The organism is Mycobacterium sp. 48b, from assembly GCF_048282725.1.
GTDB lineage: Bacteria > Actinomycetota > Actinomycetes > Mycobacteriales > Mycobacteriaceae > Mycobacterium.
The window spans coordinates 3,499,663-3,522,141 of sequence record NZ_JBLVUL010000001.1; the positions used below are offsets into that span (position 1 = coordinate 3,499,663).

Annotated in this window: 19 protein-coding genes; 11 read left to right on the forward strand and 8 right to left on the reverse strand. The window is 68.6% G+C overall.

All coding sequences use genetic code 11. The features are described 5' to 3' along the window. Window positions 1-85: 85 nt before the first annotated feature. The 3 genes from ACNQR1_RS16955 to cobG are packed head-to-tail and all read right to left on the reverse strand — an operon-like array spanning window position 86 to window position 3,426. Window positions 86-1,621: a precorrin-2 C(20)-methyltransferase gene (locus ACNQR1_RS16955; protein ID WP_418047335.1), complete on the reverse strand. Its 1,536-nt coding sequence runs from the start codon at window positions 1,619-1,621 to the stop codon at window positions 86-88. Further along, window positions 1,618-2,244 (reverse strand): precorrin-8X methylmutase, encoded by a 627-nt coding sequence (locus ACNQR1_RS16960; RefSeq protein WP_418047336.1) that lies wholly within the window; start codon window positions 2,242-2,244, stop codon window positions 1,618-1,620. Before ACNQR1_RS16960 ends, ACNQR1_RS16955 begins: the two co-directional genes overlap by 4 nt. 9 nt (window positions 2,245-2,253) lie before the next feature. Continuing rightward, window positions 2,254-3,426 (reverse strand): precorrin-3B synthase, encoded by a 1,173-nt coding sequence (cobG, locus tag ACNQR1_RS16965; RefSeq protein ID WP_418047337.1) that lies wholly within the window; start codon window positions 3,424-3,426, stop codon window positions 2,254-2,256. Between the two features lie 379 nt (window positions 3,427-3,805). On the opposite strand from cobG, the gene cobN reads away from it, so the two are divergent. The 7 genes from cobN (at window position 3,806) to ACNQR1_RS17000 (ending at window position 13,236) form a co-directional block, all read left to right on the forward strand. Beyond that, window positions 3,806-7,480, forward strand: coding sequence for a cobaltochelatase subunit CobN (gene cobN / locus ACNQR1_RS16970; protein WP_418047338.1), 3,675 nt, complete (start codon window positions 3,806-3,808; stop codon window positions 7,478-7,480). Window positions 7,481-7,577: 97 nt separating this feature from the next. Further along, entirely contained in the window at window positions 7,578-7,961 is a 384-nt protein-coding gene (locus tag ACNQR1_RS16975) for a PPOX class F420-dependent oxidoreductase (protein ID WP_418047339.1), read from the forward strand. 5 nt (window positions 7,962-7,966) lie between these two features. Next, window positions 7,967-8,395, forward strand: a complete 429-nt coding sequence (locus ACNQR1_RS16980) for a PPOX class F420-dependent oxidoreductase (RefSeq protein WP_418047340.1) — start codon at window positions 7,967-7,969, stop codon at window positions 8,393-8,395. Between the two features lie 6 nt (window positions 8,396-8,401). Then, complete coding sequence (locus tag ACNQR1_RS16985) at window positions 8,402-8,896, forward strand: FxsA family protein (RefSeq protein ID WP_418047341.1); 495 nt, start codon at window positions 8,402-8,404, stop codon at window positions 8,894-8,896. Between the two features lie 16 nt (window positions 8,897-8,912). Then, the gene (locus ACNQR1_RS16990) at window positions 8,913-10,508 is read left to right on the forward strand and encodes an amidohydrolase (protein WP_418047342.1); all 1,596 of its coding nucleotides are present in this window, start codon (window positions 8,913-8,915) and stop codon (window positions 10,506-10,508) included. After that, on the forward strand, window positions 10,498-12,420 hold the full coding sequence (gene lnt, locus ACNQR1_RS16995; RefSeq protein WP_418047343.1) for an apolipoprotein N-acyltransferase: 1,923 nt from the start codon (window positions 10,498-10,500) through the stop codon (window positions 12,418-12,420). Before ACNQR1_RS16990 ends, lnt begins: the two co-directional genes overlap by 11 nt. 9 nt (window positions 12,421-12,429) lie before the next feature. Further along, window positions 12,430-13,236, forward strand: coding sequence for a polyprenol monophosphomannose synthase (locus ACNQR1_RS17000; protein WP_418047344.1), 807 nt, complete (start codon window positions 12,430-12,432; stop codon window positions 13,234-13,236). Window positions 13,237-13,297: 61 nt separating this feature from the next. Here ACNQR1_RS17000 and rbpA read toward each other — a convergent pair whose 3' ends face one another. Continuing rightward, entirely contained in the window at window positions 13,298-13,636 is a 339-nt protein-coding gene (gene rbpA, locus ACNQR1_RS17005; RefSeq protein WP_003880369.1) for an RNA polymerase-binding protein RbpA, read from the reverse strand. 124 nt (window positions 13,637-13,760) lie between these two features. Between rbpA and ACNQR1_RS17010 the strand changes: the two genes are divergently transcribed. Beyond that, a complete protein-coding gene (locus tag ACNQR1_RS17010; RefSeq protein ID WP_418047345.1) occupies window positions 13,761-14,099 on the forward strand; it encodes a hypothetical protein in 339 nt (112 codons plus the stop codon). On the opposite strand, the gene ACNQR1_RS17015 is transcribed toward ACNQR1_RS17010, so the two are convergent. After that, the gene (locus tag ACNQR1_RS17015) at window positions 14,096-14,812 is read right to left on the reverse strand and encodes a hypothetical protein (protein ID WP_418047346.1); all 717 of its coding nucleotides are present in this window, start codon (window positions 14,810-14,812) and stop codon (window positions 14,096-14,098) included. The genes ACNQR1_RS17010 and ACNQR1_RS17015 overlap by 4 nt on opposite strands. Before the next feature lie 76 nt (window positions 14,813-14,888). Here ACNQR1_RS17015 and ACNQR1_RS17020 point away from each other — a divergent pair, with 76 nt between their 5' ends. The 3 genes from ACNQR1_RS17020 to ACNQR1_RS17030 all read left to right on the forward strand — a co-directional run bounded on the left by ACNQR1_RS17020 (window position 14,889) and on the right by ACNQR1_RS17030 (window position 20,449). Continuing rightward, entirely contained in the window at window positions 14,889-16,397 is a 1,509-nt protein-coding gene (locus tag ACNQR1_RS17020; protein ID WP_418047347.1) for a carboxylesterase/lipase family protein, read from the forward strand. Between the two features lie 74 nt (window positions 16,398-16,471). Beyond that, window positions 16,472-18,409 carry a primary-amine oxidase gene (locus tag ACNQR1_RS17025; RefSeq protein ID WP_418047348.1) on the forward strand — a complete coding sequence of 646 codons (1,938 nt, stop codon included), beginning with the start codon at window positions 16,472-16,474 and terminating at the stop codon, window positions 18,407-18,409. 45 nt (window positions 18,410-18,454) lie between these two features. Continuing rightward, window positions 18,455-20,449, forward strand: a complete 1,995-nt coding sequence (locus ACNQR1_RS17030) for a phosphotransferase (RefSeq protein WP_418047349.1) — start codon at window positions 18,455-18,457, stop codon at window positions 20,447-20,449. Window positions 20,450-20,526: 77 nt separating this feature from the next. Here ACNQR1_RS17030 and ACNQR1_RS17035 read toward each other — a convergent pair whose 3' ends face one another. The 3 genes from ACNQR1_RS17035 to ACNQR1_RS17045 all read right to left on the reverse strand — a co-directional run bounded on the left by ACNQR1_RS17035 (window position 20,527) and on the right by ACNQR1_RS17045 (window position 22,478). Further along, entirely contained in the window at window positions 20,527-20,754 is a 228-nt protein-coding gene (locus ACNQR1_RS17035; protein WP_418047350.1) for a DUF167 domain-containing protein, read from the reverse strand. Window positions 20,755-20,841: 87 nt separating this feature from the next. Next, window positions 20,842-22,044 (reverse strand): lipid-transfer protein, encoded by a 1,203-nt coding sequence (locus ACNQR1_RS17040; protein ID WP_418047351.1) that lies wholly within the window; start codon window positions 22,042-22,044, stop codon window positions 20,842-20,844. Further along, window positions 22,041-22,478, reverse strand: a complete 438-nt coding sequence (locus tag ACNQR1_RS17045) for a Zn-ribbon domain-containing OB-fold protein (RefSeq protein ID WP_418047352.1) — start codon at window positions 22,476-22,478, stop codon at window positions 22,041-22,043. The genes ACNQR1_RS17040 and ACNQR1_RS17045 overlap by 4 nt, the downstream gene beginning before the upstream one ends. Window position 22,479: the final 1 nt, after the last annotated feature.

The following is a 22,479-nucleotide window of genomic DNA, read 5'->3' on the forward strand; positions in this document are numbered from 1 at the left end:
CCCATTTTCAACGGGTGTGACGCCGGACACTATCGGTGATTCTGACAGCAGTCAATGAAAATCGACGCGAGTCAGGCAGTGGGTATCAGCCGGGGTAATGGCGCGGGGTGAACACCCGGTCCTCGGTGATGTCGCCGGCAGCCGAACCGGCGTACCACTGCGTCTGGGACGAGCCGATGATCAGCATGGTGCGCATGTCGACCTGGGCCGGATCCAGATCGGCCAGTCGCACCACCGTGACCCGTTCACCAGGGCCGGGCTGCGCACCGGAGACGGCCCGCGCCACGACCACCGGGGTGCTCGGATCGCGGTACTCCAACAGCAGTTCACGCATCGCGCCCACCTGCCAGGTCCGGGTCTTGGAAGCCGGGTTGTAGATGGCCAGCGCCAGATCGGCCTTGGCCGCGGCAGTCAGACGCTCAGCGATCACGTCCCACGGCTTGAGCCGGTCGGACAGCGAGATCACCGCGTAGTCGTGGCCCAGCGGGGCGCCCACCCGGCTGGCGACCGCCTGCGCTGCCGTCATCGCCGGAATCACCCGGACCTCGACGCCGGGCCACTGTTTGGCCTCCTCGAGAACCGCAGTGGCCATCGCGAACACACCGGGATCGCCGGAGGACACGACCGCGACCGTCCGGCCCTCCTGGGCCAGCTTGCAGGCCAGCTGCGCGCGGGCCGGCTCGTCGGTGTTGTCGCTGGGGTGGTGGTGCTGCCCGGCGCGGGCCCCGACACGATCGAGGTAGGGGCCGTAGCCGATCAGATCCGTTGCCGCGGCGAGCTCGCGGCGGCTCTGCGGGGTCATCCAGTCCGAGTCGCCGGGACCGAGACCGACGACCACCACGCTGCCCTGAGGTGAGCTGGACCGGGACCGGCCGGGAACCATGGCCAGGGAGAAGTACGGCACCTTGACGTGGGCGCTGCCTTCGCTGCCCACCTCGCGGGCCGGCGACACCCGCTGACGGTCGGTGCTGGCCCGCTCGACGTAGTAGGCCTCGTCGAGTCGTCCGGTCGACTGCAGGGCTTCGCGCACCCGGGTGTAGGACCGGCCCAGCTTGAGCACGACGGCGGCGTCGGTGTCGGCCAGGCGGCGCTCCAGCTCAGCGGTGGGCAGCGTGCCGGGCAGGATCGTCAAGACGTCGTCACCCTGGACCAGCGGGGTGCCCGTGGCGGCCGAGGCGGCGCTGACCGAGGTGACGCCGGGAACGATGACGGCCTCGAACCGCTCGGTGAGCCGGGTGTGCATGTGCATGTAGGAGCTGTAGAACAGCGGATCGCCCTCGGCCAGCAGGGCCACGTTGCGGCCGGCCTCAAGGTGCGTGGCGATGCGCTCGGCCGCGGCGGCATAGAAATCTTCCATCGCGCCGACGTACCCGCCGGGGTGCTCTGTGGTCTCCGTGGTGACGGGATAGACCAGATGTTCCTCGTGCTGGCCTTCCCGCAGGTAGGGCTCGGCGATGCCTCTGGCGATGCTGTGACCGTGCTTGGCGCTGTGGTAGGCCACCACGTCCGCCGCACCGATCAGCCGGGCCGCCTTGACGGTCACGAGCTCGGGATCGCCCGGGCCGAGCCCGACGCCGTACAGGGTGCCCCGGGTTTCACGTTCTGACGCCGTTGTGCTCACTCGTGCTCACTCGCAATCGAATTGACGGCGGCCGCGGCCATGGCGCTGCCACCGCGCCGGCCGGTCACCACCAGATAGGACATGCCACGTGGGCGCTCGATCAGTTCCTGCTTGGACTGCGCCGAACCGACGAAACCGACAGGCCCGCCCAGCACCGCGGCCGGGACGGGCGCGCCCTCGTCGAGCAGTTCCAGCAGCCGGAACAGCGCCGTCGGGGCGTTGCCGATGGCCACCACCGCGCCGCCGAGCCGGTCCGCCCACAGGTCGACGGCCGCCGCCGAGCGGGTGAACCCCAACTTCGCTGCCATCTCCGGAGCGCGCGGATCGGCCACCAGCGAGACGACCTCGTTGTCGGCGGGCAGCCGCGAGCGGGTGATCCCGGCCGCGACCATCGACGAGTCGCACAGGACCGGGGCGCCCGCGGCCAGGGCAGCATGCGCCTTGGCCACCACATCGTCGGTGTAGGAGACGTGATCGGCGACGTCGACCTGGCCGCAGGTGTGGATCAGCCGGACGACTACCCGCGACACATCGTCGGGGAAGCCCGACAGGTTCGCCTCGGCGCGGATCGTCGCGAATGACTGCCGGTAGATCTCGGCGGCGTCGCGGATGTAGTCGAGCACCCGCATACCCTACGGGGGCCCCAAGCGCCTTTGCTCCTCGCGTGCGCGGAAACCCAGCCGGTATCCGTCCTCGGTGGCGACCAGGACCTCCCCGGCGGGCGGGCTGCCACAGGCCCGCTCACAGCCCACGAAATGCCGGTGGGTTTCTTGCCGCGGATCGGCGGAGTCGGCCTGGGTGGGCGCGTTGGCCGCTTCGGTGGCGTCGGCCCGCACGTCGGCGGCGGACTTGGCGCACCCGGGGCTGCCGGTGCAGGCGCTGATCCGCAGCCACGGAGAGTCCTCGTCGAATACCAGTCCCAGCGGCGCCAGCACGCGGAGGGCGGTATCCGCGACACCCTCGGGGACGTCGCACACCAGGACCGAACGCCACGGGGTGATCACCAGCGGAGTCTCGATGGCGGCCAGGAATAGGGCGACCCGGGCCTGCAGGACCCCCAACGGCACCGCGGCGCCCAGCGCGACGTTGTCGTCGCGTTGCTCGATCCAGCCCACCGGCGGCGTCATGGTCGGTGGCCAGGTGGCGCCGGCCGGAGCGCCGGCGGTGAGGCCCTCCAGCAGAGCCGAACGATCGTCGAGTTCATTTATCCGCCAGGCGTTTCCGCGGATCTGAACGAACCGTCCGGCCACCTCGACCAAGGTCTGCACCACGTCACCGGAGTCCAGTCGTACCCCGGTGTCGCGCCCGGCCAGCAGTAGCGCGAAGGTGCCGTCATCGCGGGCATGTACCCCGGCGTCGGCGTCGATCCCGGACACGTCGCCGCGGCCGTCGTCGAGGCTGAACCAGAACCTGCCCGGCAAGCCGGCGAGCGCCGGGGTGGCCTGGATGGCGCCGTCGAGATCGGTCACCAGGGGGCGGACATCGGTGACGCCGCCCGAACGTCCGGACAACGGCGAGGCCACGATGTTGCGGGCGCGCTCATGGGTAGGTGACGGCAGCAGGCCGGCCGCCGCCAGCGCAGTGGCGGCCCCGGCGGTATCGGTCACAGCCCGGACCTGAATGTTGCCGCGAGACGTCAGTTCCATTGCGGGAGAGCCGAACTGCTCGGCCACCTGGGCCAGGGCGGTCAGCTGGCCCGACGTGATAATCCCGCCGGGGAGCCTGATCCGTACCAGGGCGCCGTCGGCGGCCTGGTGCACCGTCAGTGCACCGGGGCAGGCGTCTTGGTCGCGGGTCCTGGTCATATCGCTCGCCATCTTACTTTCGGCGATCGTTGTGACATCGGTCACAGGTCCGGAAACCTGTTCGGTCGCTTACAGATCGGCGATTTTCACCGCGTCGGAACGTACCGTTTATGGGGATTCCCGGGACCATCGGTACCGGGAAGTTGAAACGCTTGACAAGGCTCTGATGAAAGGAGCGATCCATGCTTGCCTTTGGTGCATTCGCCGCGTTGGTCCTGGTGCTCGTTGCGGCCGCCGGCTCGCCGTACCGGCAGTCGTGGCACGACCGCTTCGGCGAGACCCAGCCCTGACCGTTGCCGATCGCGCCGCACCGGCTGCCCCGACGGGGTAGCCGGTGCGGTACGAATGGGGGGTGTCCCACCCCTCTGAAGTGCCAGCGGTGACCGCTGTAACCGATGCCGCCGCTCCCACCGTCCTGTTGCTGTCGACCTCGGACACCGATCTGATCACTGCCCGCTCCAGCGGTGCCCGGTATCGCTGGGCCAACCCGTCGCGGCTGGTCATCGGTGAGCTCGAGGAGCTTCTCGACGGTGCCGACATCGCGGTCATCCGCATTCTCGGCGGCTACCGGGCCTGGCAGGACGGTATCGACACCGTGGTGGCCAGTGGCCTGCCGACGGTTGTGGTCAGCGGTGAGCAGTCGCCCGACGCCGAGCTGATGGGACATTCGACCGCTCCGCAGGGTGCGGCCCTGCAAACCCACATCTACCTCGCGCAGGGCGGTCTGGAAAACCTCGGGAACCTGCATTCCTTCCTGTCCGACACCCTGATGATGACCGGGTTCGGTTTCGCGGCCCCGGTGACCACCCCGAGCTGGGGCGTGCTCGAGCGTCCGGCCGCCGCCGAAAACGAGGCACCGACCGCGTCGGCACAGGGGCGGCCCACCGTCGCCGTGCTCTACTACCGCGCCCAGCAACTGGCAGGAAACACCGGCTACGTCGAGGCACTGTGCGATGCCGTCGAGCACGCCGGCGGCCGCGCGCTGCCCGTGTTCTGCGCGTCCCTGCGTACTGCCGAACCCGAGCTCCTCGAGTTGCTCGGCACCGCCGACGCACTCGTCACCACCGTGCTTGCGGCCGGAGGCGCCACCCCGGCGGCGGTCGGGGCGGGGGGTGACGATGATTCGTGGAACGTCGCTCACCTTGCCGCACTGGACATTCCGATTCTGCAGGGCCTGTGCCTGACGGGATCGAGGTCGGACTGGGCCGCCAATGACGACGGCATGTCGCCGCTGGACGTCGCCACCCAGGTCGCCGTCCCCGAATTCGACGGCCGGATCATCACGGTGCCGTTCTCGTTCAAGGAGATCGACTCCGAAGGGCTGATCTCCTATGTGGCCGACCCGGAGCGTTGCGCGCGGGTGGCCGGCCTGGCCGTTCGCCACGCCCGGTTGCAGGCCATTCCGGCTGCGGAAAAGCGGGTGGCCGTGGTGTTCTCGGCCTATCCCACCAAGCACGCCCGGATCGGCAACGCCGTCGGCCTGGACACGCCGGCCAGTGCGGTGGCGCTGCTACGCACCATGCGCGACGCCGGTTACGACATCGGCGAGGCGGCCGCCCCCGGCGACCTCGCGACCATCGTCGACTCCGGGGATGGGGACGCCCTGATCCACTCGCTGATCGAACGCGGCGGACAGGATCCGGACTGGCTGACCGACGAGGCGCTGGCCGCCAACCCGATCCGGGTCCCGGCCGAGGACTACCGGGCCTGGTTCGCCACGCTGCCCGCCGAACTGGCCGACGCCGTCGTCGAGCACTGGGGGCCGCCGCCAGGTGAGCTCTTCGTCGACCGCAGCCGCGATCCCGACGGCGAGATCGTCATCGCGGCCATCCAGGCGGGCAACGTGGTGCTGATCGTTCAGCCGCCCCGCGGCTTCGGGGAGAATCCCGTGGCCATCTACCACGATCCCGACCTGCCGCCCAGCCACCACTATCTGGCCGCCTACCGCTGGCTGGACGCGTCGTTCCCCGGTTCCTTCCGGGCAGACGCCGTGGTGCACCTCGGCAAGCACGGCAACCTGGAATGGCTGCCCGGCAAGACCCTCGGAATGAGTTCGGCCTGCGGCACCGACGCCGCCCTCGGCGATCTCCCGCTGATCTATCCGTTCCTGGTCAACGATCCGGGGGAGGGCACCCAGGCCAAGCGCCGGGCGCACGCCACCCTCATCGATCACCTCATCCCGCCGATGGCCCGCGCCGAAACCTACGGCGACATCGCCAAACTCGAGCAGCTGCTGGACGAGCACGCCACCGTCTCGGCACTGGACCCCGGCAAGCTGCCGGCGATCCGCCAGCAGATCTGGACGTTGATGCGCGCCGCAAAGATGGACCACGATCTGGGACTGGAGGATCGCCCGGACGAGGAATCCTTCGACGACATGCTGCTGCACGTCGACGGCTGGCTGTGCGAGATCAAGGACGTCCAGATCCGCGACGGCCTACACGTGTTGGGTCAGAAGCCCACCGGAGCAGGCGAACTCGACCTGGTGCTGGCGATCCTGCGGGCCCGGCAGCTGTTCGGCGGCGAGCAGACCGTGCCCGGGCTGCGCCAGGCGCTGGGCCTGACCGAGGACGGCAGCGACGACCGCGCGGCCGTCGACGCCGCCGAGGCCGGCGCCCGCGAGCTGGTGGCCGCGCTGCAGGAATCCGGTTGGGACGCTTCCGCGGTGGACCGCATATGTGCCGACGCGGCGGAGAAGATCGCCGACAATGCGGAGGTGACCCGCATCCTGCGGTTCGCCGCCACCGAGGTGGTGCCCCGGCTGGCCGGCACCGCAGGCGAGATCGACCAGGTGCTGCGCGCCCTCGCCGGAGGCTTCATCACCTCGGGGCCGTCCGGATCGCCGTTGCGCGGCCTGGTCAACGTGCTGCCCACCGGGCGCAACTTCTACTCGGTGGACCCCAAGGCCGTTCCGTCCCGGCTGGCCTGGGAAACCGGTGTGGCGATGGCCGATTCGCTGTTGGAGCGCTACCGCACCGATTACGGCCGCTGGCCGCAGTCGGTCGGCCTGTCGGTGTGGGGCACCTCGGCCATGCGCACCGCCGGGGACGACATCGCCGAAGTGCTTGCCCTGTTGGGGGTGCGGCCGGTGTGGGACGACGCCTCGCGCCGGGTGGTGAATCTGGAGCCGATCGACCTCGCCGAACTCGGCCGGCCGCGCATCGACGTCACGGTGCGCATCTCCGGGTTCTTCCGTGATGCCTTCCCGCACGTGGTCACCATGCTCGACGACGCGGTGGCATTGGTGGCCGGCCTCGACGAGTCGGCCGAGGACAACTACGTGCGCGCCCACTCCCAGGCCGACCTGGCCGAACATGGCGATCAACGACGTTCCACCACAAGAATTTTCGGCTCCAAGCCGGGAACCTACGGAGCGGGCCTGTTGCAGCTGATCGACAGCCGCAACTGGCGCGACGACGCCGACCTGGCCGAGGTGTACACCGCATGGGGCGGATTCGCCTACGGGCGCGGACTCGACGGTGCACCCGCGGCCGATGACATGAACCGGGCGTACCGGCGAATCGCGGTGGCGGCCAAGAACACCGACACCCGCGAGCACGACATCGCCGACTCCGACGACTATTTCCAGTACCACGGCGGCATGGTCGCCACCGTGCGGGCGCTGACCGGGCAGGCCCCGGCCGCCTACATCGGTGACAACACCCGCCCCGACGCCGTGCGGACCCGCACGCTGTCGGAGGAGACCAACCGCGTCTTCCGGGCCCGGGTGGTCAACCCGCGCTGGATCACCGCGATGCGCAGGCACGGCTACAAGGGCGCATTCGAGATGGCGGCCACCGTCGACTATCTGTTCGGCTACGACGCCACCGCGCACGTGATGGCCGACTGGATGTACGAACGGCTCTCGGCCGAGTACGTGCTCGACGACGAGAACCGCAAGTTCATGTCCGAATCCAACCCGTGGGCGTTGCACGGGATGGCGGAGCGGCTGCTGGAGGCCGCGGGCCGCGGGATGTGGGCCGAGCCCGAGCAGGCCACCCTCGACGGGCTGCGGCAGGTGCTGCTGGAAACCGAAGGCGAGCTTGAGGGCTGACCGGGTTGACTCTGCGCCCAGGGCGCACCGTTCTCGCACATTTGCGCCCTGCGCGCAGAGTCAACGCCCACTGACCCGTTGGCTTAGATTGGGCAGTATGGCTCTCACCTTCGCCGACGTCGCCAAGGCCAACTACGTTCTGCTGACCACGTTCACCAAGGACGGCAGGCCCAAGCCGACCGCGATCTGGGCCGCGCCGTCACCCGACGGACTGGTGGTGATCACCCAGGAGGCGTCCTGGAAGGTCAAACGGATCCGCAACACGCCGCGGGTCACGCTGGCGGCGTGTGACGTGCGTGGCAATCCCACGAGCGAGGCGGTCGAGGCCGTCGCGGAGATCCTGCCCAAATCGGCCAACGGCGCCACCTACGCCGCGATCGGTAAGCGCTACGGTCTGCTGGGCAAGACGTTCAACGTCTTCTCCAAGCTGCGCGGCGGCATGCAGAAAAATGTTTCGCTGTTGCTCAAACCGGTGAACTGAGTCGCATGGCACCCACCTTCGAGGACGTTTACCGCGAGAAGTACCTACTGCTGACCACCTTCACCAAGGACGGCAAGCCCAAGCCGACCGCGGTCTGGGGCGTCCCCGACGGCGACAAGCTGCTGATCATCACCGACGACGGATCCTGGAAGACCAGGCGTATCAACAACACCCCGCGGGTCACCATCCAGAAATGCGGTGTGCTCGGCGCCCCGAAGGGGGACCCGGTGGAGGCGGTGGCCCACAACCTGCCGAAGACCCAGACCCGCCGGGTGTTCGAGGCGATCGTCAAGCGGTACTGGAACCACGCCTGGTACTTCGTGCCGCGGGCCCTGTTGCTCGGCGGCATCGACAAGGTGCACAGCGCGATCGAGGTGCGTGCCGTCGACGTCCCGGCACCCGGTCAGGAACCGAAACGCCCGCCCAACCGTTGACCGAACATGGCTAAACGGCTGTTTCTGATCTACCTCCTCGTGGAGATGGCGGTGATGGTCGCCCTGGTGGCCACCATCGGGTTCGGCTACACCGTGCTGTTGCTGTTGGCCTCGTTCGTCATCGGGCTGGTGCTGGCGGGTTCGCAGCTCAACCGGCACATCCGCCGATTGCGCACGGGTCTGTCCGGGGGCCTGTCCAACCCGCAGGGCGCGGTGTCCGACAGCGTGCTGGTGGCGCTGGGCACCGTATTGGTGGTGATCCCCGGTTTGGCCAGTTCGATCGCCGGCGCTCTGTTGCTGCTGCCGCCCACCCGGGCGGCCGCCCGTCCGGTGCTGACGGGGCTGGTCGCCCGGCGGATGCCGATCATCGTCGCGGCGCCTGCCGGTTTCGGTGCACCCACCGGGTCCGCAGGTTATCGGTACGGGACCGGCGACTACATTGACGGCGAAGTAATCGACGTCAACGACGTCGATCCGTACCGCCTGCCTCCCAAGGCCTAACAGCCCCCGAAACCACTTGACCACACTTCTGATCAACGGGCGCATCCACAGCCCCAGCTATCCCGACGCGACCGCATTCGCCGTGCGCGACGGCGTAGTGGCGTGGCTGGGTACCGACGACGTCGGGCGCTCGCAGTTTCCCGATGCCGAGATCGTCGACCTCGAGGGTGGCTTCGTCGCCCCAGCATTCGTCGACAGTCACGTCCACGTGACCGCCACCGGGCTCAATCTGGACGGTCTGGACCTCCGAGGCGCCACGTCGCTGCCACATTGCCTGCGTCTGGTGGACGAATACGCGCGCAGGAACCCGCACGGCCCGGTGTGGGGACACGGCTGGGACGAGTCGGGCTGGCCCGACCAAACCCCACCGCGCACCGCCGACTTGGACGCGCTGCTGGGGGACCGGCCGGCCTACCTGGCCCGGGTGGACGTGCATTCGGCCGCCGCGACCACCGCACTGCGCCGGTCGGTGCCCGCCCTGGCCGAGGCGTCCGGGTTCCACCCGGAGCGCCCGCTGAGCGCCGAGGCGCACCATCTGGTGCGCGCGGCCGCGCGTGAGCAGCTGACCCCTCAGCAACGGCACGACGCCCGGGTCGCCGCCCTCGACCATGCCGCCGGGATGGGCATCGCCGCGGTGCATGAATGCGCGGGTCCGCAGATCGGCGGCCTGATCGACTGGCAGGAACTGCGGGCTCTGGAACACGGCGTGGAGGTCGTCGGCTACTGGGGTGAGCCGGCCGCCGACGCCGAGCATGCCCGCCGCCTGATCGCCGAGACCGGGGCCCGCGGCCTGGCCGGTGACCTTTTCGTCGACGGTGCCCTCGGCTCGCGCACCGCATGGCTGCACGAGCCGTACCACGACGCGCCCGACACCTGCGGCAACCGCTACCTCGACGCCGAGGTCATCACCAGACATGTCCAGGCCTGCACGGAGGCCGGAATCCCGGCGGGGTTCCATGTGATCGGCGACGCGGCCGTCGCTGCCGTCGTCGAGGGATTCGCGACGGTGGCCGAGCGGCTGGGTGGACCCGCCCTGGCCCGTTGCGGCCACCGCCTGGAACATCTGGAGATGGTCGACGCCGAGCAGGCCACCCAATTGGGGACCTGGGGTGTGATGGCCAGCATGCAGCCCAACTTCGACGCCCTGTGGGGCGGCGAGGACGGCATGTACGCCCAGCGTCTCGGGCTTGATCGAGTACACCGGCTCAACCCGTTTGCGCTGTTAGCATCCGAAGGCGTGCCCCTCGCCTTCGGCTCCGACACCCCGGTCACCAGCATGAACCCCTGGCAAACCGTGCGTGCGGCGGTCTCGCACCAGAGCCCGGGCGGTGCCATCTCTCCGCGTGCGGCATTCGCTGCGGCCACCCGCGGCGGCTGGCGTGCCGCCGGGGTGCGCGACGGGGTCACCGGAACGCTCACGCCTGGCGCCCCGGCCAGCTACGCCGTGTGGGAGGCCGACGACCTGGAGGTCAGTGCCCCGGCCAATGCCGTGCAGCGGTGGTCAACCGATCCGCGCTCACGGGTGCCCGCACTGCCGCGGCTGGCCGCCGATGCGGAGCTGCCGCGTTGCCGTCAGACCGTTCACCGGGGTGTCGTCATCCATGGGCACTGACCGTCCCAGAGACAAATCCGGCCGTCCGCGGCCGCCGAACGCAGACCGTTTCGGTCGCCTGCGGCCGGGCCCGAACGAGACCACCGAAGTGATCCCCGCCATCGAGGAAGACGAGCTGGCTGAGCTCGACGCCCTCGACGACGAGGCCTTCGCGGAATTGGACGAGGATGCCACCGGCGATCCGGTGGCCGACATCGATCCCGACGAGGAACCCGAGGAGCGCGGGTACCGACTGACCGCGGCGGGCACACCCGACCGATGGTCCGTGGTGGTCTCGTGGGCGTCGCGGTTCGGCCGGGCAGCGGCCGTGCGGTGGGCGCAGTTGAGCGCGTCGGTCGGTGGCGGGCTCGCGTTGTGCCTGAGCTATCCGCCGACCGGCTGGTGGTGGGCGGCGTTCGTCGGGTTGGCGTTGATCGGCTGGGTGCTGACCCTGCGTTCCACCACCCGCGCCGGCGGCTTCGGCTACGGATTCCTGTTCGGCCTGGCCTTCTACATTCCGTTGTTGCCGTGGATCAGCGGTCTGGTCGGGGCGGTGCCGTGGCTGGCCCTGGCTGCCATGGAAGCGTTGTTCTGCGGGCTCTTCGGGCTGGCGGCGGTCGTGGTCAGGCGATTGCCCGGGTGGCCGCTGTGGTTCGCCGCGCTATGGGTTACCCAGGAGTGGCTGAAATCCACCGTGCCTTTCGGCGGATTCCCTTGGGGTGTCCTCGGATTCGGTCAGACCAACGGACCGTTGCTGGCCCTCGCGCGGTTGGGTGGCGCACCGCTGCTGTCGTTCGCGGTGGCGATGGTCGGTTTCAGCGCCACGCTGCTGGTCCTGGAGATCGTGCAGTGGTGGCATCACGGACACAAGCCGGGCTTCCCGGCGCCCGCGGTCATGCTGCCGGGTCTGAGCATCACGGTGGTCTTACTCGCCACCGCGGTGCTGTGGCCCCAGGTCCGTCATTCCGGCACCGGCGCGGGCGACGAGCAGACCGTCACCGTGGCCGCCGTGCAGGGGAATGTGCCCCGGCTCGGACTGGAGTTCAACGCCCAGCGCCGTGCCGTGCTCGACAACCACGTCAAGGAGACGCAGCGGCTGGCCGACGACGTGCGCGCCGGCAGGGCTCCGCAGCCCATGTTCGTGGTCTGGCCCGAGAACGCCTCCGACATCGATCCGCTGGCCAATGCCGACGCCGCCGCGCAGATCACGGCGGCCGCCGATGCCATCGGGGCACCGATCCTGGTGGGAACCGTCACCAAGGCCGACGGTTACACCGCGGACAACCCGGTGGCCACCAACACGGTGATCGTCTGGGATCCCGAGCACGGGCCGGGTGAGCGCCACGACAAGAAGATCGTGCAACCGTTCGGCGAGTACCTGCCGTGGCGCGGCTTCTTCAAGCATCTGTCGTCGTATGCGGACCGGGCCGGCTATTTCGTGCCGGGTGAGGGCAACGGCGTCGTGCACGCGGCCGGCGTGCCGATCGGGGTGACCACCTGCTGGGAGGTCATCTTCGACCGGGCCGCGCGCGAATCGGTGCTCAGCGGCGCCCAGGTGCTGACGGTGCCTACCAACAACGCGACGTTCGACGAGAACATGAGCGCCCAGCAGCTGGCGTTCGGCAAGCTGCGGGCCGTCGAGCATGACCGGTATCTCGTGGTCGCCGGGACCACGGGCATCAGCGCGGTGATCGCCCCGGACGGGCGTGAGCTGGCCCGTACCGAGTTCTTCCAGCCCGCCTATCTGGACAGTCAGATCAGGTTGAAGTCAGATGTGACACCGGCTACCGAATGGGGGCCGACGTTGCAGGTGGTGCTGGTCACAGTGGGTTTCGGAGCACTTGGTGCGGTACTGGTCGTTTCCATACTGCACAATGGAGGGTTCGTGCAAAGAATGTTGAGGCGTCGCACCGGCGAAGGCCCGCGACGATGAAGGAGCCACATGACAGTCCCTGGTGACGGAGCGCAGCGGCCGGGGGAATCCAGCCCTCGCCAGGACGGTGAACGCCCGAGTCAGCGCACCTTGGTGATCATTCCCACCTACAACGAGCGGGAGAACCTGCCGCTGATCGTCGGGCGTGTGCACCACGCCAGCCCCGAGGTGCACATCCTCGTGGTCGACGACGGCAGCCCGGACGGTACCGGCCGGCTGGCCGACGAGCTGGCCCTGGCCGACCCGGACCGGGTGCATGTGATGCACCGGACCAGCAAAGCGGGCCTCGGCGCCGCCTATCTGGCCGGCTTCGCCTGGGGACTCGGCCGTGGGTACTCGGTTCTGGTCGAGATGGACGCCGACGGCAGCCACGCGCCGGAGGAACTGAACCGGCTGCTCGATGCGGTCGATTCCGGGGCGGATCTGGCCATCGGTTCGCGGTATGTCTCCGGCGGCACGGTCCGCAACTGGCCGGTGCGCCGGTTGGTGCTGTCGAAGACCGCCAACACCTACTCCCGGCTGCTGCTGGGTGTCGGCATCCACGACATCACCGCCGGTTACCGCGCCTACCGGCGCGAGGTACTGGAGAAGATCGACCTGTCCGCAGTCGATTCCAAGGGCTACTGCTTCCAGATCGACCTGACCTGGCGTGCCATCAACAACGGGTTCAAGGTCGTCGAGGTCCCCATCACGTTCACCGAACGTGAACTCGGGGTCTCCAAGATGAGTGGTTCCAACATCCGCGAGGCGATGTTCAAGGTCGCGGAGTGGGGTATCCGTGGGCGCCTGGATCGCGCCAGGGGCGTGGTGCGCTAACTAACGACACAAAAAACCGCGATATGCCCACCAGGGGCATATCGCGGTTTTTTTGCGCGGTTCAGCTGCCGCGGCGCTTGGTCTTGATCAGGTCGAGACGCTCTTTGAGAAGCTCCTCGAGCTCCTCGACGGAACGACGCTCCAGCAGCATGTCCCAGTGGGTACGCGGCGGCTTGACCTTCTTGGGCTCCGGCACGTCACCCTCGATCAGGGTGCCCTCCAGCCCGTTACGGCACAGCCAGGTGCCGGGGATCTCGGCGTCGTCGGCGAACGGGACGTCGAACTCTTCACCGTTCTCGGTGCGGTACCGGGCCACCTGACGCGGCGCGAGGTCATGGTTGCGGTCGGTCTCGTAGCTCACGGCTCCGAGGCGACTGCCTCTCAGGACGCGATCAGCCATCGTCAACACTCCTTATTTGGCGTTTTTGTCCGGATGTATCAACGCTGCACGGCGTTGCCAAGTTCCCGACTCGACCATTGATGATACGCGGGTCGAGGCGTCGGGCAGTCTACAGTCGTGACCCATGGCCCACCACCGCAGACAGGACCGTCCTCAGCCGTGTCGGTGGTGCGGACGCGAGGTCGCCGATGCGCAGATGGGCCGCCGGCGCCAGTACTGCAGGCAGTCCTGCCGGCAGCGGGCCTACGAACAGCGCGCCATGGTGAAGGGCACGTCGCTGGCCCCGGATTCGGTGGTGCTGACCGCCGACGAGGCGGCCCAGCTGTCCGACCGGGTGTACCAGGTCAGGTGCGCGGCCGAGGATGTGGCCATCGCGGTCGACGAGGGCGCCGGGACCGACGAGCTGCGGCAGTTGTGCGAAGCGCTGATGGAGGCCGCCAAGGCGGCCGACGGCTGGCGCTAGTCGGGCGGGCAGCTGAGCTGACGGCCGATGCCCACCGGCGGCGGGACCGGCTTCAGACAGCCCAGTGGCTCCACGCCGGAGGAGTTCAGCAGCACCGCGGACTGGTGCGCGTAGTTGACACACACCAGCGAGGTGTCATCGGCCCGGCACCGGTAGTCACCGAATGCCAGTGACTTGCCCTCGGTCAGTTGGGCGCCGTCGCCGTAACCGAACCGGCCCGGATCTCCGTGCAGCGAGCCGATATCCACGGTTTCCCCGGTGAAATCGACCCAGCCGGGAATCCACTGACCCTCGACGTCGGCCGGTTTCGACGGCAGGTCGTCGGCTTTGATCAGACACGCCAGTTGGCCTTCGACGTTCTTGTCGGTCGCGCAGCGCGCGGTGCCCGAGGGCACGACGAACGCGACGTCATCGCCCAGGCTCGTGGATTGGCCGTCGCGCGTGGCGGTGTGGAATCCGGACGGATCGACCGGGGTACCCGCTTCGACCCACTTGATCACCCGGTTCATCGGGGTCCCGGCGGCCGGTGCCGTGGTGGGGAGCGGCGAGGTCGTCGTCGTGGTGGGCGTGGTGGTCTTGGTGTGTGGGGCGCCGGCGGGCATCGACATCCGGGGCTTCGAGCTCGGCTGCGACTCGTGCCCCCCTCCCGACGAGCAGGCCGCCACGAGGGCCGCCGAAAGCACAGCAGCCCCAACAGTCACAACGGTGCGCATACCCGCAAGGCTAGCGGTCGCCTGCCACGCCCACCGCGTGTCCGTCTACACCGCTGTAGTTCGATACGGTCGGACCATGCACGATCGGACTGTCCGGGCAAAGATCAGTACCGGCATCGTCGAGGGATTCACGTCCGACGGCGTACATCGTTGGCGTTCCATCCCTTACGCCAAGCCGCCGGTCGGCCGGCTGCGTCTGCGGGCACCCGAGCCGGCCGAGCCGTGGCCCGGCGTGCGTTACTGCCACGGGTTCGGTTACTGCGCCCCCCAGCAACGTCGCTACACGCTCATCGGTGTCGGCAAGCACCAGCCGATGAGCGAGGACTGCCTGACCCTCAACGTGGTGGCGCCGGAGAAACCGTCCAACGAGCCACTGCCGGTGATGTTCTTCGTGCATGGCGGTGGCTACATCATGGGCAGCTCGGCCACGCCCGTGTATGACGGTGCCGCGCTGGCCCGCCGCGGCTGTGTGTTCGTCTCGGTCAACTACCGGCTCGGCATGCTCGGGTGTGTCGAGCTGTCGTCGCTGTCGACACATGAACATCCGATCGACGACAACCTGTTCCTGCGCGATCTGGTGCTGGCGCTGCGCTGGGTACGCGACAACGTCTCGGTGTTCGGCGGAGACCCCGACAACGTGACGATCTTCGGCGAGAGCGCGGGTGCGCATGCTGTCGCCACCCTGCTCGCGGTGCCCGATGCCGAAGGGCTGTTCGCCCGGGTGATCGCGGAGAGCCCGGCCAGCGGGATGGTCAGCTCCGCCGATGCCGCGGCCCGGCTCGCGGATCAGCTCGCCGAATTGGTCAGTCCCGGTGGGGGATCGGCGGCCGCGGCGCTGATGTCCGCGCGGCCGGCGGAGCTGGGCCGGGCCCTGGAAAAGCAGATCATGCGCGGTCAGACGGACATGCCCGGCGCGTTTCCGGTCGGCCCGACCTTCGATACCGACTATCTGCCGGTCGATCCGGTCACGGCGATGGCCGAGGGCAGCGCGCACCGGGTTCCGCTGATCGTCGGCAACAACGCCGACGAGGGGCGGCTGTTCACGCGGTTCCTCCAGTTGCTGCCGACCAATGAGCCGATGATCGAGAAGCTCTTCGCCCGTACCGATCCCGAGGACCGGCGCCGGATCGTCGCGGCCTACCCGGACTATCCGAGCAGCGCGGCCTGCATACGGCTCGGCGGTGACTTCGCGTTCGCGTCGGCCACCTGGCAGATCGCCGAGGCGCACAGCCGGCACGCGCCCACCTACGTGTACCGCTACGACTACGCGCCGCGGACCCTGCACTGGGCGGGGCTGGGTGCGACGCACGCGATGGAACTGCTGGCCGTGTTCGACACCTTCCACACGACATACGGCGCGCTGCTGACCGCCGTGGGCGACCGCACGTCGGCCCGGCGGGTGAGCCGGGACGTGCAGCGGCGATGGCGTGAGTTCAGCCGGGGCGGTGACCCGGGCCCGGGCTGGCCGGCCTATGACAGCGATGACCGTGCGGTGTTCGTGTTCGATCGCCGGCCCCGCGTCGAGTACGACCCCCGGGCGGTGCGACGGCGGGCCTGGGAAGGGTTCACGCTCGCCGAGCACTGAGTTCGGCTGAGTTCGTCGGGTGCACTCTGGGCGATTTCCTGCACGGAATCCCCCGGTGTGGTTGCGTATTTGACGTGGATTACCCCTTGGATCCGCTGTCCGCCGACGAGTTTCGTGCGGTGGCAGCGATATTGCGGCGTGAGCACGGGGTCGGGGACGGCTGGCGGGTTGCCTCGGTGGAACTCGTCGAACCGTCCAAGGCCGAACTGGCCGACTTCGACGGTGGCGGGACCGCGCCGGGCCGCCGTGCGGCCGTCATCTGCCTGGACCGGTCGGCCAACGCCACGTACAAGGGCGTGGTCTCGCTGACCGATGACCGGGTGGAGAACTTCGACCACGTTCCGGGTGTCCAGGCCAACTTCACCGTCGACGAGTTCGTCGAATGCGACGAGGTACTGCGCAGGCATCCCGACGTGATCGCCGCGCTCGCCAAACGCGGCATCACGGATCTGGACAACGTGTTCATGGACACCTGGACCTACGGCGACGCGGTCGCACCACCCGAATACCGCGACCGCCGGATCGGCTGGTCGGACACCTGGTACAAGCAGGCCCCGGGTGCCAATCCCTACGCGCATCCCGTCAGCGGACTGCACTGCGTCATCGACGTCAACACGATGGAGGTGCTGCGCGTCGAGGATGACGGCAGTTCCGAAATGCCGGAGGTGATGGGCGAATACGTCCCGCACCACATCCCGGAACGAATCCGTGCAACATCCCGAAGGGAGCCGCTCAAACCGCTCGACATCACCCAGCCCGAGGGCCCGTCGTTCACGCTGGACGGCAATCTGCTGCAGTGGCAGAACTGGTCGTTGCGGGTCGGCTTCAATCACCGTGAGGGGATGACGCTGCACACCGTGCGGTACCGCGATGGTGACGTGAATCGTTCGGTGGCCCATCGGATGTCGTTCGCCGAGATGGTGGTGCCGTATCGGGATCCCTCGGTCGACCACTACCGGCGCACCGCGTTCGACATCGGTGAGTGGGGTCTGGGGTTCATGACCACGTCGCTGGAGCTGGGCTGCGACTGCCTCGGTGAGATCCGGTACCTGGACGCGGTTCTGCACGACAGCAAGGGCGAGCCGTACACGATCACCAACGCGATCTGCATCCATGAGGAAGACAACGCCGTGCTGTGGAAGCACGTCGACCACGACGCCGGTGCCGAGGTGCGCCGGATGCGCAGGCTGACACTGTCATTCCACGTCACCGTCGCCAACTACGAGTACCTGGTGTACTGGCGGCTCTACCAGGACGGCAACATCGAATGCGAGGTCCGTGCCACCGGGATCATGGTCACCACACCGGTTCCGGCGGGCCGGCCGCATCCCAACGGCACACTCGTCGACGAGCGCACCTATGCGCCGTTCCATCAGCACTTCCTGATCGCCCGGTTGGACCTGGACGTCGACGGCCCCGACAACACGGCCTACATGACCGAGTCGTACGCAGAACCGATGGGGCCGGACAATCCGTACGGTCTGTCGCTGGTGGTGCGCAACCAGGCGTTGTGCACCGAGCAGGAGGGTAAGCAGGACTTCAGCTTCGCCACCCAGCGGGCGTGGAAGGTGGTCAACACCAACGTCGTCAACGGCCTGGGCACGCACCCGTCCTACAAGCTCGTGCCCACCGGGGCGATCCCGGCGATGTTCGACCCGTCCTCGCCGGTGGTGCAACGCGCCAACGTCATCACCCACACGCTGTGGGTGACCCCGAACCAGCCCGACGAACGCTGGCCGGCGGGGGAGTTCGTCAACCAGTCGGTGGCCGATACCGGGCTGGGTGAATGGACCAAGGCCGACCGGTCGATCGACAACACCGACGTGGTGCTCTGGTACGTGTTCGGCATCCACCACATCACCCGTCCGGAGGATTGGCCGGTGATGCCCGTGGACGTGGTGTCGTTCTGGCTGAAGCCTTTCGGGTTCTTCGACCGCAACCCGGCGTTGGACGTGCCGCCTACCCCGCCGGACGCCTGCGCCCACGGTCATGCCAAGGCCGCACACCATTAGTTGACACCTGTCATATGTGACCGAGAACACTGCTAGGTTGCGTGTGTGCAACCGACTCAGACAGCCGTACTCGACCGCCCCGAAGACCTGACCTGCGACTGGCTGACCGCCGCCCTGGGCGCCGGCCGGGTCAGAGAATTCAGTTTCGAGCGGATCGGAACCGGCCAGATGAGCGAGTGCTACCGCGTCTCGCTGAGCTACGACGGCGCGGCGGACGGGCCGGCGTCGGTCGTGCTGAAGGTGGCCGCCACCGATCCCAACAGCCGCCAGACCGGACTGGCGCTGGGACTCTACGAGCGTGAGGTGCGGTTCTACACCGACATCGCGCCCGCTCTGGCGCCCGGGCCCGTGGCGCCGTGCTACCACGCCGCCATCGACACCCAGACCGGCGCCTTCGACCTGTTGCTCGGCGACGCGGTGCCCGCGGTGGTCGGTGACGAGATCCGCGGCGCCACAGCCGAACAGGCCGCCGTGGCGCTCACCGAGTTGGGCCGAATCCACGGATCGGAGGCCGGAGCCGAAGCGCTGGACAAGGCCGAGTGGCTCAACCGCGAGGCGCCGGTCAACCAGGCGCTGATCGCCGGTCTCTACGCGGCGTTCGTCGACCGTTACGCGGCCCTGATCACGCCGGAACAACGTGAGGTCTGTGAGCGCCTGGTCGAGAGCTTCGACGCCTACCTCGCCGACGAAGGCGCGCCCCAGCGGCCACAGGGTCTCGTACACGGGGACTATCGGCTCGACAACATGCTGTTCGGCGCCGAGGGAGCGGACCGGGCGCTGACCGTGGTCGACTGGCAGACCGTGACCAGAGGGCCCGCGTTCACCGACGTCGCGTACTTCATCGGCTGCGCGCTGCCCGTCGAGCAGCGCCGCGCCCACTACGACGAGTTGCTGACGGCGTATCACCAGGCCCTGGGACCGGACTCGGCGCTGACGCTCGGCCAGGTGCGCGAGGGGGTGCGCCGGCAGAGTTTCTTCGGCGTGATGATGGCGATCATCTCCTCGATGCTGGTGGAACGTACCGAGCGTGGCGACCAGATGTTCATGACCATGCTGGAGCGGCACTGCAGCCATGTGCTGGACACCCACGCTCTGGATGTCCTTGCGCCACCGGCGGTCCCGGAGCCGTTGGTGCCCGCTGCCGAGGACGAGCTCGCGCATACGCCCACCGACGAAGAACTGTGGAACGAGAGCTGGTACTTCGACTTCGCCGACGCTGCCGCCGGTTTCGGCGGCTGGGTGCGCCTGGGGCTGATCCCCAACCAGGACACCGCGTGGGTCAATGTGCTGTTCTGCGGTCCGGGGATGCCGACCGTGGCGCTCAACGACTTTCACGCGCCGCCGGCCGAACCCTCGTCGGTCAAGGGGGAGGGCGTGGAACTGAACCTGCACCCCGACGAGCCGCTCGAGGTGTATCGCCTGACCGCCACGGGCACCGGCGAGGCGTTCGACGACCCGTCGGCGTTACTGCGGGGCGAGCCGGGCCAGGCCGTCTCGGTGACGTTGGACCTGACGTGGACGACGGTGGGGACCCCGTACCAGTACCGGATCACCCCGCGCTACGAGATCCCGTGCACGGTGTCGGGAACGGTGATCATCGGCGATCAGACCCACACCGTCGAAGCCGTCCCCGGCCAGCGTGACCATTCGTGGGGTGTGCGGGACTGGTGGTCGATGAACTGGGTGTGGAGCGCGATTCACCTCGACGACGGCACCCATCTGCACGGCGTCGACATCCGGATCCCGCAGATGCCGCCGATCGGGATCGGCTACTCGCAACGCGCGGGTGAGCCACTCGTCGAATTGCAGTCGGTGACAGCGCAATACGCGCTGGGTGATGACGATCTGCCGGTGTCGACGACGCTGACCCTGCAGCCCGGTGACATCGAGGCGAGTGTCGACATTCAGGGGCACGCCCCGGTGCTGCTGGTGGCTGCCGATGGCCGCATCAGCCAGTTCCCCCGCGCCTGGGCGAAGGTACGCACCGCCGACGGGCGCAGCGGCATCGGCTGGCTGGAGTGGAACCGCAACCTGGGCTAGCCACCGCACCGCGAGCGTGCGTGTCTGCTGCCCGACGCGCCGTATTTCGTCAGCACTGCGTGCACGCTCGCCGGCGCTCAGGTGATGCGAAAGCGCTTGAGCCGCGCAGTCGCTCCGGAGATCAACTCCACGCGGCTGCGCGGCACACCCAGATGCTGGGCAAGCAGTTTGGTGACGGCGTCATTGGCTTTGCCGTCGACCGCTCGTTCCTGAACGTAGATGGTGAGCGCGCCGTCGTCGGCGACCTCGACCAGCGGGCCTTTGCGGCTGCCGGGTTTGACGCGGACGACGACGGCTTCGCTCACACCTTCATGGTTGCGCGAACGTGCGGAAAATGCCGGTGCGCGGCGGCGTGTCGCGGAGCAGACACGCACGCTCGCGGGGCCAGGTGACTACCGGGCGACGATCACCGAGGAGCCGTGGCCGAACAGGCCCTGGTTGGCGGTCACGCCGACCTTGGCGCCCTCGACCTGCCGGCCGGTGGCCTGGCCCTTGAGCTGCCAAGTCAACTCGCACACCTGCGCGATGGCCTGTGCCGGGATGGCCTCGCCGAAACAGGCCAGACCGCCGGACGCGTTCACCGGGACGCGGCCGCCGATGGTCGTCGCACCGGAACGGAGCAGCTGCTCGCCTTCACCCTTGGCGCACAGGCCCAGGTGCTCATACCAGTCGAGCTCCAGCGCGGTGGACAGGTCATAGACCTCGGCCAGGCTGACATCCTCGGGGCCGATACCCGCCTCGGCATAGGCCGCGTCGAGAATCTGGTCCTTGAACACCCGCTCGGGCGCTGCCACGACCGCGGTGGAATCCGTTGCGATGTCCGGCAGTTCGGGCAGGTGCTGCGGGTAGCGCGGGGTCACCGTCGAGATCGCGCGGACCGACGGCACACCTTCCAGCGAGCCCAGGTGCTTCTCCGCGAACGACTTCGAAGCCACGATCAGTGCGGCGGCGCCGTCGGAGGTGGCGCAGATGTCGAGTTGACGCAGCGGGTCGGAGACCACCGGGCTGGCCAGCACGTCCTCGATGGCGGATTCCTTGCGGTACCGCGCATTCGGGTTCTGCAGACCGTGACGGGAGTTCTTCACCTTCACCTGGGCGAAGTCCTCGGCGGTGGCACCGTAGAGGTCCATCCGGCGCCGGGCCAGCAGGGCGAAGTACACCGGGTTCATCGCGCCGAGCAGGTGGAAGCGCTGCCAGTCGGGATCGTTCTTGCGCTCGCCGCCGACGGGCGCGAAGGCACCCTTGGGTGTGGTGTCGGCGCCGATCACCAGCGCGACGTCGCAGAACCCGGCCAGGATCTGGGCGCGGGCGCTCTGCAGCGCCTGCGAGCCCGATGCACACGCCGCATACGAAGACGACACCGGCACGCCGTTCCAGCCGAGCTTCTGGGCGAACGTCGACCCGGCGATGAAGCCCGGGTAGCCGTTGCGGATGGTGTCCGCGCCGGCGATGAACTGGATCTGCTGCGCGTCCAGCCCGGCCTCGGCCAGGGCCGCTCGGGCGGCGACGACGCCGTACTCGGTGAAGTCGCGTCCCCACTTGCCCCACGGGTGCATGCCCGCGCCGAGGATGTACAAGGGCTCCGGCGTGCTCATGCGATCCTCCAGGCGTGGGTGGTGCGCTCGACGCCCTCGTCGTCGGTGTAGAGCGTCATGGTGGTCAGCTCCATCTCCATGCCGACCTTGAGGTCGGCCGCGAGGGTGCCCTCGACGACCTTGCCGAGCACGATCAGGCCCTCGTCGGCCAGCTCCACCGCGGCGATCGCGAACGGCTCGAACGGGTCGGTCTTGGGGTACGGCGACGGCGGGAGGTACCGGTTCTCGGTGTAGCTCCACACCTTCCCGCGGCGGGACAGCGGAACCAGGTCAAGGGTGTCGCTGTCGCAGGCCGGGTTGGGGCAGTTGTTCTCGCGCGGCGGGAACACGAAGGTCGCGCACTTAGTGCACTTGCCGCCGATCAGGTGGGTGGCACCGGCGTCGTCGGTGGCGAACCATCCGTCGATCGCGGGTTGCGAAGATGCTGCTGGCACG

Bases quoted from the DNA above. Each gene is read 5' to 3' on its own strand.
- cobG (WP_418047337.1), bottom strand. From the start codon at position 3,426: ATGACCAGGACCCGCGACCAAGACGCCTGCCCCGGTGCACTGACGGTG.
- ACNQR1_RS16975 (WP_418047339.1), top strand. From the start codon at position 7,578: ATGGCTCTCACCTTCGCCGACGTCGCCAAGGCCAACTACGTTCTGCTG.
- ACNQR1_RS16980 (WP_418047340.1), top strand. From the start codon at position 7,967: ATGGCACCCACCTTCGAGGACGTTTACCGCGAGAAGTACCTACTGCTG.
- ACNQR1_RS16985 (WP_418047341.1), top strand. From the start codon at position 8,402: ATGGCTAAACGGCTGTTTCTGATCTACCTCCTCGTGGAGATGGCGGTG.
- lnt (WP_418047343.1), top strand. From the start codon at position 10,498: ATGGGCACTGACCGTCCCAGAGACAAATCCGGCCGTCCGCGGCCGCCG.
- ACNQR1_RS17000 (WP_418047344.1), top strand. From the start codon at position 12,430: ATGACAGTCCCTGGTGACGGAGCGCAGCGGCCGGGGGAATCCAGCCCT.
- rbpA (WP_003880369.1), bottom strand. From the start codon at position 13,636: ATGGCTGATCGCGTCCTGAGAGGCAGTCGCCTCGGAGCCGTGAGCTAC.
- ACNQR1_RS17010 (WP_418047345.1), top strand. From the start codon at position 13,761: ATGGCCCACCACCGCAGACAGGACCGTCCTCAGCCGTGTCGGTGGTGC.
- ACNQR1_RS17015 (WP_418047346.1), bottom strand. From the start codon at position 14,812: ATGCGCACCGTTGTGACTGTTGGGGCTGCTGTGCTTTCGGCGGCCCTC.
- ACNQR1_RS17020 (WP_418047347.1), top strand. From the start codon at position 14,889: ATGCACGATCGGACTGTCCGGGCAAAGATCAGTACCGGCATCGTCGAG.
- ACNQR1_RS17040 (WP_418047351.1), bottom strand. From the start codon at position 22,044: ATGAGCACGCCGGAGCCCTTGTACATCCTCGGCGCGGGCATGCACCCG.